Raw genomic sequence first — 13,325 nt, 5'->3', positions numbered from 1 at the left:
CAACTGAATGTCATCAACAGAAATGAAAGCCACAAGCATAATTTCGTTAGCGACCTCTCAAAGCAAAACAGGCAAAGAAAGCAAACGTTACGAAATTGTTTCACCAATGATACTATGCGCACATTAAAATAAAGCACTAACCATTACTCTCGATATCGTATTGGACATGGAGTAAAGTCATGAAGTTATTCAATAAAGTTATCTTAGGAAGCGCATTTCTTTTCAGTAGCCTTGCCGGCGCCCACGAATTTAACAGCGGTCAGCTTAATATCGATCACCCATGGTCAAAGCAAGTTCCCCCAAGCTCATCTGTTGCTGCAGCATTCTTTGAAATTACTAACCAGGGAAATGAACAGGATATGCTGATCCGGGCAGAATCCCCAATTGCCGGTAAAACTGAGCTGCACGCTCATATCCATGAAGACGGTATGATGAAAATGCGTGAAGTTAAAGAAATCACAATCCCGGCCAACGGTTCACAAATGCTAAAACCGGGCGGTTACCATATTATGTTCTTTGATTTACAGACAATCCCTGAACTTGGCGAACGCTTCCCGCTAACACTTCACTTTGCCAAAGCAGGACGCGTGGAGGTTGAAGTAACAGTTGAGCCTGCGACTTATATCCCTGAAGGCATGAAAAGAGCAGATGCCACACATAGTAAGCATCACTGATTAAAAACGTTGCTCATCACGGATGACAGTTCCTGTAACGGTTCCAAGGCGGTCTGCATTGACTGACCGCCATCGCAATTCATCTTAAGCAAACCAACAAAATCACAGGTTTTTGATTTCCTGTTTAAGCTGATAACCAGTGTCTGTCACGATTTTCTCCAATACCGACACACGCTCCTGTAATACTTTGATCTCTTGCCTCAATGCCCGGACATCTTCACTGCTACCTTCGCACTCCAACTTTTTCATCTCAGCACGATGCCCCAGATAACGCTGAATCGCCAAAAAACCAAAAACAATGGCAACAATAGTCACACCCGTAAAATGCATTTCTCTTTCCTCTAATTTAACTTGTTCTTATTGCATAGCTCTTAGCAAGCTTCACACCAATTAATTATCAATTTAAAATCAATAACTTAATGACATAGAAATAGCAAGCTAATGTAAGTTAGCGAAAATGACCACACATTGTTTTAAATTTTCGCCAAATCGCAGCGACATTAACCATATTCACATGAACAGATAACATGGTAATGCATTGAATACTCAAATTTTCTATACATAATCTTGAGCCATTAAGTATCTAAAAAGATAAAATGCTGTGTCACCTAAATCGTCAGACTGCTCATGAAAACGTGGAAACAAGCTCCCCTCGACCAGGTCATAGCCCAATATGTTGAATGCTATTGGCTGCTTGAGTATGAACAGGGAGAAAATAACGCAATTCCACCGGTTCTGCTTCCCAATCCCAACGCTCACTTAGTGATCACTCCGGCTGATGCTATTCATCATTATCGAGTAAAACCAAACCGAGCACAGTCAGATCAAGCTCAAAACAGACAGGCTCAGAACAAACAGGCTCCGTCAGATAGAGATCAAATGTGTTTTGTCGGGTCCCACCTTCTGATGCCGTCAAACCGCTCTATCGAACTACTTGATACCGAAAATGTGCTTCGACTGGGTATCAAATTTCACACCGGCAGTCCTTATCGGCTTTGGGGACTGAATGGGAAACAAACGCTCAATGGCTGTTTTAACCAGCTTGAATCTGTCCATCCGCTTCTGGATAGCAAGCAATTGACCGATCTTTTAGCATTAAGAGATAAGCCAAAAGATATCGCAAAAAAGCTGGATGCTCTCATCAGGACGATCGCCTCAGAAGGCACAGCCCCAAACACCTCAAACGAACATCATTATTCACTGGTCCGAAAAGCTTTGTGTCACCTTGAAGGTCATGGCTCCGATGAGCTAGAAAAGCAGCTCAGCTGTTCGCGTCGAACACTAGAGCGTGCTGTAATGAAAGTAACCGGGCTGACCATTAAGCAACATGAAATGATGAAGCGATTGGATCTGCTTTTTACCTACCTGTATAAGCATGCTGATAAAACACTTAACTGGGTCGACATTGCCCTAAAATTTGGTTTCAGCGATCAACCTCACCTTATCCGCGAGTTGAAGAAGCACATCGGTACCACACCGGGCAGTTACCTGAACACACGGAATTTGATCATAGATATTTACGGTGATTTCGAATCAACCCCCTGAAATGAATAACAGATACGTAAAATCCAAAATCACAGCTCTGTCGCTTTTATTCAATATTGTTCAATCCTATACAGTTACTATGGCCAAAACCAAAGTGAATAAATAAAAGTACGAAGGACATCATGCAGTATCAACAATTGAAGCAGGGCCACACCTTTCCATTGACAAGGGAGCTAACTATCCGGCTGATCCGACAAGACGACTTCCCGGATATCGTAGCCATGCTGGAAAATCCCAACGTTACCCAATACCTGTTTTTTGCACCATCGCCAGTGGAAGTGTATGAAGCCTACTTTATGCCTATTATCGAGAACACGAAACAGGCAATAAGCGAGGGCGAATGGCCGGAAAATCCAACTTTCATCATCCGTGATACCAACGGTAATTTTATGGGGATGGCAGGCTTGAGTCAGGCGATGATGCTGACTGGGAATTATGATATCGGCTATCAACTACCTGAAGATGCATGGCGACAGGGTATTGCCACCACAGCCTGTCGTTTTGTCACTGCTCTGGCATTTAACGAGCTGGATGCCCACAAGCTTTGTGGTGACTGCTATGCCCGTAATATTGGCTCAACCCGAGTGCTGGAAAAGACTGGCTATAGCTTAGAAGGGCGACAAAAAGCTTATTACCGGATGGAAAACGGGTTTGATGACAGGCTATGGTTCGGCCTTAGCAAAGCAGACTTTGAAAAATAACGTTAGCTCTTATTTAAACAGGGGGGAAATAATCCCCCCTGAATGTACACTGATTTATATAAGCTAGCTGTTTTACAAAAGCCAGTTATTTTACTGAAGCCAAATAACTGGCTATGGCCTGAATTTCTTCATAAGTAAACGGCTGCATGGCTACTTCCATCGGTATATACAATCCATTTTTCCGCTTACCATTTTTGTAATCTATCATCTGGTTAAACAGGTATAGCTCACTTTGTCCGCCTAACTTGGGATAGATAGGCATAACAGGCCCATTCCCGTCTTCGCCATGGCACTGAATACATCCTCCCTTACCGGGGTTATCGTATAACGCCTTACCATCAAGTCCTTTATCGGCTTCGGCATAAGAACTGATTACTAATGCGACTGATATAAATAAATTAGTCAGTTTCATTACGTTGCTCCTTCTCCAAACAAACCAGCCATTGTTCCAACATCTCTTCAGACGTCGAAATATAGCCCATAGTCTGATAACGAACTTTCCGGTTTACAGCCACCAAAGTAGAAGGAATACCGACAAAACCCAACGCCCTGACAGGCTCAAAATCACTGAAATGTGCTGTAGATAGCCGAGAGATCTTCAGGCGGTCAAACATCGCCCTGATTTTCTGCTCTTCATCTCCGATATGAATTGCGTCAATATCAAAACGAGCATGGTTTGCAAGTTGATCCAACAGGGGCAACTCCCTAAGACAAGGACGACACCAGAGTGCCCAAAAGCTCACCACCTTAACCGCTGAAGTGCCAGCAATTCGCTCATTAATTTCATCAGGAAGTTCATAGGGCACGACCGGTCGGAATTCACCGGGAGTCGGACAGCTACCGGAATGACCCAAAGCCGACAGCGGTAACAGCATAAAAATCATCAAACAAGCTTTATGCAAACCCAAGAGCGGTTTTCTCATTGCAATGACTACTTTCATTGCATTTGCTCTGAAATAGCTTTAGCCATTTGTTCACTGCCCGTACCATAACCAAAGACATCCACCAGCTTACGATCCGGCCCATATAAATAAATGTAAGCGGAATGGTAAACCTCGTACTGGCTGGGAAGCGGCGGATAGACAGGCTTACCGTCAAGTGAATATCCATATGTTCCTTTTAGCGACTTGACGACTCGTGCTGTCTGCTCATCACTACCAACAAGACCAAGCATTCTGGGACCAAAGTATTTCACATACCTGTCAATGTTTTCCGGACTATCCCGGTTAGGATCGACCGAAATAAAAATCGGCGTGATACGGCTCCCCTTTTCACCCAACTTGTTTATCGTTGACGCCATATCCATAACAGTCGTCGGGCAGACATCCGGACATGATGTATAACCAATACCTATCAAAAGGTATTGGCCTGGCCAATTTCTCTCAGTAACAGCGCCCAATTGAGCTTCATTAAGGGAAAATGTCAGCGGAGCTGCCATTACAAAACCACGGTTCAGCACCAGTAAAAGCACGCCCAACACAAAATTGGCTATACGCATTTCTTCTCCTTAATTTAGTGACAAATCGTGTTAGTTATTCCCATCACCATATGATTAGGTTGGGGTAAGCTAGTTTCGATCTGCTTCAAACGCTGAGCTTTACGAATATCGAAAACAAATAGGGATGTTGATTTTTCCTGGGTGGCAAACAACGTCTTGGAATCAGAAACCACAACAACTTCATTAAGAGGCCTTGTCAGCGTAATCATTGTTTCAGGCTTATTTTCTTTGATATCAAACACGGTCAAAGCATGATCAGATGCAATGATACCGATTGTTTCAAGCCAGCCTGAACGCAATGACATCGGGTTATTCCCGGCAGTAATCTCTCTCTCAACCTCACCGCTCCAGGCGTTGACGACCACTCCTTTACCGCTTTCAGAGGCAAGAATAATATGCTCACTATCTGAGCTGACATAAGGACGGTAAGGTAGAGATGGCAAGCTGATAACGGCAAAGTCCTGCTCAACAAACAAGTCACGAATATAAACAGAATTGCTATCATACTGCGCCACCATCCCCAGCCGAGAATCGGGTGACAAGGTGATTTCTGAAACCTGTCCCTTTCCAATCTGAACAAATCTCCGCTGCTTATCGTGAAGGCGATAAATCAGCGTTTTTCCACTTTGTTGTTCAGTGATATAAAGGTTATAACCGCCGTTGTCATAGTTGAGGCTAAACGGGCTTTTGATGCCCGTTATCTCATCAAGGTATTGCTTCTCCAGTGGCTTAACGAAAATAAGCTTGTTTTTACCTCCAACAGCCAGCTGCGCCCCGTCAGAGTGAAAAACGATTTGGTCAGGTACAAAATCCAAAGCCATTTCACTCTGAATATTTTCTGCCAAGTCATAAATGTATAATTGAGCAGTTTTACCATCGATATATACCAGCAGATCCTGAATATCAGATACCACCATTTCTGATGGTATTGCTTTCAGACTGAGGACATCTACTTTTCGATTATTGAAGGTATCGATCACTGCCATCTTGCTGGAAATAGCATCAGACACAAAGGCCCAACGAGCACCATCTACATATCTCTCGGAAGCGGCGACAGAAGTAGAACAGAGCAGACAAAGCCAGTACAAGTATTTTTTCATAGTTGACTGCCTCCGAGTTATTAGCTCGGAGGCCACCTCAATCAAGGATTACGAATGCAGCGGTTATAGAACCTGTTATCTTTTTGCATACCGTAGCCTGAGCCAATCTGATACCCCATCGCCCAACCTTCGTTATCACCGGTATGGCGAAGATCCAACATTTCAGGCGTTTGATCTTTTTTCCGCTTTGAGAGCGGACGAATAAACAGTGTCGGGCCTGCAACATCTGAAGTACTGGTCCAAAAGAAGTATTTCACCGGAGTCTCAGGGAAAAATTCCTCATCAATGGCCGGGGAGGTCTTGTTGTAATTAACAATCGAGACCATCTCCTTGATATTGGGAAGACGCCAGTCATCGTAGCCTGCATAGTCAAGGTTTTCACAGTACTTAATCGACTCTTCCCAGGTTCGACGCTGATAGTCAATTTTTTGCTGCCACATCCGGTCGGTGATTTGCTCTGTAACCGTACCGTCGCCATTATCGACATAGCTCATGTTATGGTAAGCCGCACCATTATCTGCACGAACGCAGCGAACCAATTTGGTCGATGCCGTATGCTGGCCCATAATATGTGCATCCGGAAAACCGATATGCCAGACGTGATCAGGGTGATCACTAATCGGGAAGGTCCAGATCCCTGAGGCAAGACGCGGCATATTTGAAAAAACATCAGAGTTCAAAGCCGGACGAAACTCACCCATATCCGCAATACTTTGCAACTCCTTCATCAATGGGAATCGCCAATCTGTATAACCATCCAGATCAAGGTTATTGCAGTATTGCTGACCTTCGACAGCCGTCATCCAAATCCTCGAACTTTCACGCTCCCACATCAATTTGGTGTTGTTATCAAAGACAACCTTACCGGATTTGCTGATAGTGTAGCTCGGAGGGTTACGAGGGTAATCACCATCTTCACCAAACGTGTCGGTAAAATTCTGGATTTGACCAGTATCCGGCAAAACAAACCCTTTAACAGGAGGCATACCGATACCTGTGATAAACTCTCGGCGTTCAACAGGGATATATTCCTTACCTGAAACATAAGCAATAATATCTTTGTAATCTTCCTCACTGAGCATTTTGGCAAAAGGCACCATGATAGGAGCATTACGGTTAGTACGTTTACCATCCCGGTAGGAGGTTAGCTGCTCAAATAAGTAAGCTGGCATCTGGCCCTTTATCGGTGGATACTTAGGATTGCTACTCGCCCCCTGATCACCGTGGCAAAATTTACAGGCCCCGTCATATTTGGTTTTACCACGGGCATAAGCCTCGCTTTTTACCACCTCAGGATCCGGGTTCCAGCTCATTGTACGTTCACCAAGCACGATAGCTGTTGAGGCCATATCCCGGATCGAATTGGCATAGACAATTTCTTTCATTTGCGAAGAAATTCCCGCATGCCGTTCGTTATCCATATCAACCCATTGCTCAAGCAGGTACTGCGGGTCTAGGCCTTCCAGTTTCGGACTCAGTGTTTCGGGAACTTCTTCCTTGGCAGGACGGTGGCAACCCAGGTAGCAGCCGTAAACGATCCGGTTAGCCACAGCTTTGTCCTTAGCCGTCAAGTCTTCAAACTTACGATTGATCGTGTAATCTTCGTAGCCATTGTTTATATCTTCAGCGGCGATTACATGTTGTGGCAAAACGGCAGAAGCAAGCACTGCAACCAGGATATCCAGGCGTTTTATCTTCATTTAATACCTCCGGTAAGCTGAACCATTTCCTGCAACCGGTTTTCCCTTTTCAGACGCATATTGCGCTTAAGATCAGGGTGGGCAATATCATAGTGACAGGATGCACATTGAAAATCAGGGTTAGTTTCCTTGTTGGCAAAAACAAGGTGATGTGTCTGATCAGAAACGGGCGAGGACTCTGTCGCATTCATGGCTCGCTGCTCCAGCGCTTTATGGCAACTTTCACATCCCGAATCAAAAACATAATCGGCACGGGTTTTATGCAACGACTGATAGTCGAGCTGCTCCATCCCCAACACATACTCGCCCCACATGTGGCGCATGCCCGATGTGCCTTTCACATAGAGTTCTTCGACGATATTAGATTCAGGAAGGTGACAATCGACACACTCGGCGACAAACCCTTGCGAATTATTCCCCCCATGAACACTGAGCTTGAAGGTTTCAGCCATTGGCTTCATGGTATGGCACGAGGCACAAAACTCATTGGAGCTCAACGCATGCATTACCTCTGTAGCCGGTAATGCGCTTAATAAACCAACGCCTACTCCAGCCACTAACAAAGAAAAAATGACACGGCGACGAACAGCCCTTATCTGCGCTAAAAACGATCTCATAACAGGACCTCACTAGCCTTGGTCAGCATTTATTTCAGCACTGGTTTTAACTAACGCCTCACACTTCAGATCTTCGGTATAAGTCATCCAAAGTTTGACTGGGTAAGTTTCTCCTGCTTTTGGCCGGATTTTTAGGCCTTTTAGCATCAGATGCAGACCTCCTGGCTTTAGCAGAGTCTTGCCCTCCTTCAGGCGTAATGACGGGATACGAACCATTTTCGTAGTCCCGTCGACCATCTGTGTTTTATGGATTTCAACGTTATCGGAGATATCGCTAATCGAAGCTCCGACGACTGATTCAGGAGACGGCAAACGCAGTTGCTTCATCGACTCACTGTTGGTGTACTCAAGGGTCAGGTAGGCTGCTGTCATATTCATACCGGGTGCCGGCTCTCGAATAACACAATCAGAAACGGTAATTCCCGCTTGGGTGCTGAACGCACACAAAGCAGCCATTAACAGAGTTATCTTACGCATAGGACTTCCTTAGAAATTAATTGTCAAACCAAGGTTTAAGTTATCGTTTTGAGTGTTTTTAAAGTAATCAGCAGCTTCGAGATAAACAGAAAGGTTGGGATCAAATTGGTAGGTGACATTAGCCAAAACAAGGCCTTCGTCGTCTTTATCAATGCTGCTTTTCCAGATTTTGGTTTGGTAACCCAGCTTAAAGGCCAGCTTATTTAATGCATAGCTGCCAGAAACTGCATATACCGAACTGTCACCGGCAGGATCATCATTGTTATATTCGATCATTCCACCCAGGTAGATATTCCCCATTCGATAACTAGATGCCAGTGCCCAACGGGTATAACCCGTAGCAATGAATTTCTCATCCATCTCTGCACGATTAAGAACAAGACTGAAGTTTTCAGTGTTGTAAAGCGCACGCAGGCCAAACACATCGACGTCTGAGCCGTTTTCATCATCTGGTGTAATCGCTGCAACTTTAAAGGAAAAGTTACCGAATGCCGGTGTTGTATAAGCAAACTGGTTGGTACCATAATATTTTTGTCGGAATAACGTTGAGTTACCACCGGCTCGCTTCATATTATTTGATGCGAATATATCAACCTTTTTATACAGGTCATTCCATGTTCCTACGACGCCGTTTCCAAAGTAGATAATGCCGTAATCTTTAGTAAGCAATAAGAAATTTGCTTCACTTAAAATAACTTCATTTTGTTCGTCTGGATCCGGGTTAGTTTGAGAATATTCAGCTTCAACTTTATAGCGTGCATTCACTAATCCAGCTTGATGAAACCCGAATACCCCTACTGATGCATAGTCAATTTTATTACTATAATCTTTATTTTCCTCAGCCCGAATTTGGCCCTGAACTGAACCATAAAATGTCGGAGAAATACTTTCTGCCCAGCTCGTCGCCGGAATTAATAATGTTACCAATAAATACTTTGATATATTTTTTTTCATTTTTACTCTTCTACTGTATAAATGAGTTGTCTTATTCGAATTATTGGTAATATTTTATTCAATTAGGTATGAGGTCAGGAATGTAAGGTTTTGAATGGTGATGATTCATATCCTGCATAATGAGATCCAGATCAATATTATTGTTTACACAGTGTTTGAAAATTGTTTTTATTCTGTTTTGAGGGAAGCTATGGATATTGAATCATTACGAATGTTTACTGTCGTGGCGGAGCACCTTAGCTTCATCTCTGCGTCACAAAGCCTTGGGGTGGCACAACCGACACTGAGCCGAAAGATCAGAGCGCTGGAAGAAGAGTTTAAAGTCAAACTGTTTCATCGGGGTGGGCGTTCGCTCAGCCTGACACCGCATGGCAGAAAAATACTTAAAGCCAGTAAAAACATAGTATTAGAATTAGAAGAGACCTTGGAAAGCCTTGATGGCAGCGTCAATAAGATCCAGGGAAGCATAAAGCTGGGATTGCTTCATCCGATGGCAAGATGGCTAAGTCAGGGGTTTATTGCAAACTTTGTTAATACCTACCCAAACATCCAGTTAGAGCTAATGACACTGACCCCAAAGATGCTAACTGAGATGGCTGATTGCGATCTGATGATATCGCCTTTTTTGCCAGAAGATCAGTCACTAATAGCTGTCAAAGTTTACTCTTTTATTATGAGATGTTATGCATCACCAGAATATCTAGAAAAAAACAGCAACCCAAGTTCAATTCAAGATTTGTCATACCATAATTGTATTGTCAATGTGAATTCACCAACTAAAGAAAAGCAATGGGAATTACAAAACAGCTTAGGCGAAATAACCAAAATTCAAGTTTCAGGCTCCGTCACTACAGACTCTGTTGATGTCGCAATTAATCTTGTAGAGCAAGGGATAGGAATAGCCCTACTGCCTCAAAGTCAGGTTACAAATTTAGTTGCTACGGGGAAGTTGATCAATATCTTTGCCGATGACGTCTATAGAACAATAGACATGTATATCGTTTACAGGTCAAGAGAACACATGACCAAAAGACTGAAAACGTTTATTGATGAATATAAAAAGTTTGTACTGATAAATGAGGGATAAGTAAAATTGAAAATACCCCGAGGTGAAAAGATAACCAATACAGTCAGTTAAAGATATAGATTCATTCTTCGCTACCAGTAAGGTAAAAAGCCGCCAACCATACAGAACCGGTAAACACAAACTTGTACTCTATGATCGACGGCTCACCTCTTCTACATGAAGCTTTTCGCTAAAAATAAACCTTTAGCCATGTGTTATTAATCAAAGCAAATTTTCAATCGTAAATATCGTTGTTGTAATGATTTAGACTAAAGTTCTCTTCCGTCAGGAACTGCTTCGGGGTTACACCGGTGAAGCATTTAAATTCCTTAATAAAGTAAGGCTGATCATAATAGCCGTGATCCAATGCAATTCCGGTGTATTGCGTACTGCCCTCGCAAAGCAAGGTTCTTAAAGCCGACTGGAACCTGGAGGTTCGCTCGAAATACTTAGCATCAACGCCAGTGTAAACCTTGAACTTGCGCTGAAACGTACGCTCGCTGACATTCAGCTCCTGCTTTACATCACTGATCACATCACTGCTGTTCTGATAATAGACTTCATCAATCGCCCACTTCAGCGCAGAACCATCTGCCCGCTCAGGCTTTATTTGCTGTAGCAACCAGCTTTCCAGCAGCGAAATTGCTGCAACCTCAGACTCAAATTCCGTAATCTGTGACAAAACACTTCGTGGAATAATCGTACTGACATCCACAATCTGATCGGCGATCTCCGTCAGAGGGATGCCAAACAACTGGAAAAAGCCAGCTGAGCGAAAACGCACAGACAGCACTTTCGTTGCCCCTGTCGGTTGAAGCCGGAACGTCGACTTACGCGGACATATCACCAGACCTTCACCAAAATTCAGCCTAGCCTGTGAAGGTGATTCAGCTACGACAGGCTCGCCGAGATTAAACAGAATCTCGACACCGGTTCCCGGCAAAATATCAGGAATGGCCAGAGGCTGGCTCTGCTCCCACAGCCAGAACTGAGCGACAAAATCACTAAGCGGTGAGCCTGGTCGGATAAGTAATGTATTCATGGCGCGAATGTAGCACACCGCCTCTGATGCTGACAGAGGCGATTTTCCTTATTAAGACAGGAACAGCTCGTCACCGCTGACAAAGCCCAGACACGGATGCTTATCAAAACGCACCACACCAATATGCAGACGTTCACCGGCAACTTTAACAATTTCAGCTACGCCCTGATGGCCGAATCCAGCACAGAGTTCAACTGCCTTAATTCCTTCTTCCACCAGAGAATCAATCAGATCACAAGCTTCCTGATAACCTGATACGGCAATGGTCTTCACATGGACTTCTTTGGTTCGAACCCATGAAGCATCCGTTTCCGGATTAGCTTCAGGAGCCACAAAAATAAAAGCAGCTTTAAATACTTCAGACATAATCAGTTCCCCTCATTTCGTTGATGAGGGCATGTTACCGGGGAGGCCTAATATGAGATTGTAGAAATGCGCCAACTGGCAACTCAATCTGCAAAATCAGGCAAAGCAAAACTTTCTCAGCCAAAATTATGTAACCAGAATGATTAACCATAATATTTATACGGAGGAGAGCCATGGACAAGCTACACCTTCACACCATTAAATCACCGTTTTCTGTCACAGGACACCCCAAAAATCTCTATGTGGTCAGTTACTCAGATAACATTAACAGCGCCGCCAAAGAACTTGTCGACCATGAATGCCTGCTCTACAGCCGTCACAAAGGCGTCGCCTCCGATCTGATCTACCTTGCTGAAACCAATGAGTTCGGTGTCGATCTTTCCGACGTTGCTTTCATTCTGCGCTCACTCGATAGCACCAGCTACACTTCATATCTTGAGCATTTAAAAAAGCACTGTCGAAACGAAGATGATTATCACCAGATACTGGCAAACCTGATTAAACATTACATAGAGAAAGGTTACGTCCCGGATGAAAGCGGCCACTTTGAAGATTATTCGCCATATCATGATTTCCATTGCGGAAATAAAGAATACTTTGCACACAAATATAGGTAGGAGTCTTTCTATCAGAAAATAGAAACAAAAAAATAGTGGCTAATTAAATTAGCCACTAAGTGAGTATAGCGTGGACAGGACTAAGTTCCTTTTTTATGGTGCTACACTGTCAGGTTAAAAAACCTGACGCACTGAATATTATTTTGATTATGCCTCAGTGCAGGCCTCATACCCCCTTTTAGTATGAATGCTTTTGAGAGTAGTACGAACGACGATCCACAGCTTCACCAAGAATATAAAGAAGCTGCTTGAACTCTTCAGTCTTCTTAATCGTCTTCAGAATAATTGGATCACTGACTTTCATCAGATTGAACATGGAAGCTTCCAGATCGTCTTTCAGGTCATCATAATTGATAATAACGGCGGCAATGCTCGCTTTAACGATATCCTTGCTTAGATCTAACTCTTTCTTTTTCGCCAGATCAATAAGCTCACGTGCACGTTGTTTAATTTCGTATTGATGAAGGCATTCCTTCAGATTTTTTTCATCAAACTGTACGCCGATACCTTTAAGCGCTTTTACCATCTCTATCATTTTATGCATAACACTCTTCTACAATCGTAATATTATTTTTAAGTCTTATTGGATAATGTGAACAACAACATTCACATTCCAGTACTCATTATTCACCCCATTTTTTGTTACCAAATCCTGACTTGATAAATCACCCACCCTCGGCATTTATCTCATTACAGATTGGCAACAATTCAATTCCCTATGACTTGCAAGCAATTGCATTTCCGCTCTTATTTTTTGTGAAATGTATCACTATTTTTTGAAATAGATGGTCATACCACAGTAATTTTTTGTAACAAAATCAACGTTATGTACGAAAAGCAAGACAGCGTAGTCTTGTAAGTCATTCTTATATATAGATGTTTCTTATGTAACAGTCGTTACAATTTAACAGTATGTTCATTCCGTTATAAATGAGTATCTTACGGTTACAACCGGAGAAATAACTAAA

Annotated in this window: 17 protein-coding genes; 5 read left to right on the top strand and 12 right to left on the bottom strand. The window is 43.2% G+C overall.

All coding sequences use genetic code 11. The features are described from left to right. Positions 1–179: 179 nt before the first annotated feature. Positions 180–674 carry a copper chaperone PCu(A)C gene (locus AACQ93_RS18015; protein WP_064607389.1) on the top strand — a complete coding sequence of 165 codons (495 nt, stop codon included), beginning with the start codon at positions 180–182 and terminating at the stop codon, positions 672–674. Between the two features lie 102 nt (positions 675–776). Here AACQ93_RS18015 and AACQ93_RS18010 read toward each other — a convergent pair whose 3' ends face one another. After that, the gene (locus AACQ93_RS18010; RefSeq protein ID WP_064607386.1) at positions 777–1,004 is read right to left on the bottom strand and encodes a hypothetical protein; all 228 of its coding nucleotides are present in this window, start codon (positions 1,002–1,004) and stop codon (positions 777–779) included. Positions 1,005–1,301: 297 nt separating this feature from the next. Between AACQ93_RS18010 and AACQ93_RS18005 the strand changes: the two genes are divergently transcribed. Further along, positions 1,302–2,219: a helix-turn-helix domain-containing protein gene (locus tag AACQ93_RS18005; protein WP_064607383.1), complete on the top strand. Its 918-nt coding sequence runs from the start codon at positions 1,302–1,304 to the stop codon at positions 2,217–2,219. Between the two features lie 122 nt (positions 2,220–2,341). Further along, a complete protein-coding gene (locus tag AACQ93_RS18000; protein ID WP_064607380.1) occupies positions 2,342–2,920 on the top strand; it encodes a GNAT family N-acetyltransferase in 579 nt (192 codons plus the stop codon). An 85-nt stretch (positions 2,921–3,005) separates the two neighbouring features. Here the strand turns inward: AACQ93_RS18000 and AACQ93_RS17995 are convergent, their stop codons facing one another. The 8 genes from AACQ93_RS17995 to AACQ93_RS17960 are packed head-to-tail and all read right to left on the bottom strand — an operon-like array spanning position 3,006 to position 9,266. Then, entirely contained in the window at positions 3,006–3,332 is a 327-nt protein-coding gene (locus tag AACQ93_RS17995) for a c-type cytochrome (protein ID WP_064607377.1), read from the bottom strand. Beyond that, positions 3,319–3,861: a TlpA family protein disulfide reductase gene (locus tag AACQ93_RS17990; RefSeq protein ID WP_064607374.1), complete on the bottom strand. Its 543-nt coding sequence runs from the start codon at positions 3,859–3,861 to the stop codon at positions 3,319–3,321. The genes AACQ93_RS17995 and AACQ93_RS17990 overlap by 14 nt, the downstream gene beginning before the upstream one ends. Continuing rightward, the gene (locus AACQ93_RS17985) at positions 3,858–4,418 is read right to left on the bottom strand and encodes an SCO family protein (protein ID WP_064607371.1); all 561 of its coding nucleotides are present in this window, start codon (positions 4,416–4,418) and stop codon (positions 3,858–3,860) included. The genes AACQ93_RS17990 and AACQ93_RS17985 overlap by 4 nt, the downstream gene beginning before the upstream one ends. Positions 4,419–4,432: 14 nt before the next feature. Then, a complete protein-coding gene (locus AACQ93_RS17980) occupies positions 4,433–5,518 on the bottom strand; it encodes a YncE family protein (protein WP_064607368.1) in 1,086 nt (361 codons plus the stop codon). 41 nt (positions 5,519–5,559) lie between these two features. Further along, a complete protein-coding gene (locus tag AACQ93_RS17975) occupies positions 5,560–7,218 on the bottom strand; it encodes an Lcl domain-containing protein (protein WP_084419299.1) in 1,659 nt (552 codons plus the stop codon). Further along, positions 7,215–7,835: a cytochrome c3 family protein gene (locus tag AACQ93_RS17970; protein ID WP_064607365.1), complete on the bottom strand. Its 621-nt coding sequence runs from the start codon at positions 7,833–7,835 to the stop codon at positions 7,215–7,217. The genes AACQ93_RS17975 and AACQ93_RS17970 overlap by 4 nt, the downstream gene beginning before the upstream one ends. Before the next feature lie 12 nt (positions 7,836–7,847). Next, positions 7,848–8,312, bottom strand: coding sequence for a copper chaperone PCu(A)C (locus tag AACQ93_RS17965; protein WP_064607362.1), 465 nt, complete (start codon positions 8,310–8,312; stop codon positions 7,848–7,850). Positions 8,313–8,321: 9 nt separating this feature from the next. Continuing rightward, positions 8,322–9,266, bottom strand: coding sequence for a porin (locus tag AACQ93_RS17960; protein WP_064607359.1), 945 nt, complete (start codon positions 9,264–9,266; stop codon positions 8,322–8,324). Between the two features lie 94 nt (positions 9,267–9,360). Between AACQ93_RS17960 and AACQ93_RS17955 the strand changes: the two genes are divergently transcribed. Then, positions 9,361–10,353, top strand: a complete 993-nt coding sequence (locus AACQ93_RS17955) for a LysR family transcriptional regulator (RefSeq protein WP_084419297.1) — start codon at positions 9,361–9,363, stop codon at positions 10,351–10,353. Between the two features lie 214 nt (positions 10,354–10,567). Here AACQ93_RS17955 and AACQ93_RS17950 read toward each other — a convergent pair whose 3' ends face one another. Both AACQ93_RS17950 and AACQ93_RS17945 read right to left on the bottom strand, forming a co-directional pair. Further along, positions 10,568–11,374 carry a helix-turn-helix transcriptional regulator gene (locus AACQ93_RS17950; protein WP_064609601.1) on the bottom strand — a complete coding sequence of 269 codons (807 nt, stop codon included), beginning with the start codon at positions 11,372–11,374 and terminating at the stop codon, positions 10,568–10,570. 51 nt (positions 11,375–11,425) lie between these two features. Beyond that, on the bottom strand, positions 11,426–11,740 hold the full coding sequence (locus AACQ93_RS17945; RefSeq protein ID WP_064607356.1) for a DUF6506 family protein: 315 nt from the start codon (positions 11,738–11,740) through the stop codon (positions 11,426–11,428). Positions 11,741–11,913: 173 nt separating this feature from the next. Here AACQ93_RS17945 and AACQ93_RS17940 point away from each other — a divergent pair, with 173 nt between their 5' ends. Then, complete coding sequence (locus AACQ93_RS17940) at positions 11,914–12,357, top strand: hypothetical protein (protein ID WP_064607353.1); 444 nt, start codon at positions 11,914–11,916, stop codon at positions 12,355–12,357. A 178-nt stretch (positions 12,358–12,535) separates the two neighbouring features. Here AACQ93_RS17940 and AACQ93_RS17935 read toward each other — a convergent pair whose 3' ends face one another. Next, positions 12,536–12,901, bottom strand: a complete 366-nt coding sequence (locus AACQ93_RS17935; protein WP_064607350.1) for a hypothetical protein — start codon at positions 12,899–12,901, stop codon at positions 12,536–12,538. Between the last annotated feature and the right edge of the window lie 424 nt (positions 12,902–13,325).

Origin of the sequence: Photobacterium sp. J15, assembly GCF_963870815.1 — a bacterium.
GTDB classification, from domain to species: Bacteria; Pseudomonadota; Gammaproteobacteria; order Enterobacterales; family Vibrionaceae; genus Photobacterium; species Photobacterium marinum.
This window is presented reverse-complemented; position numbering and strand designations above follow the sequence as displayed.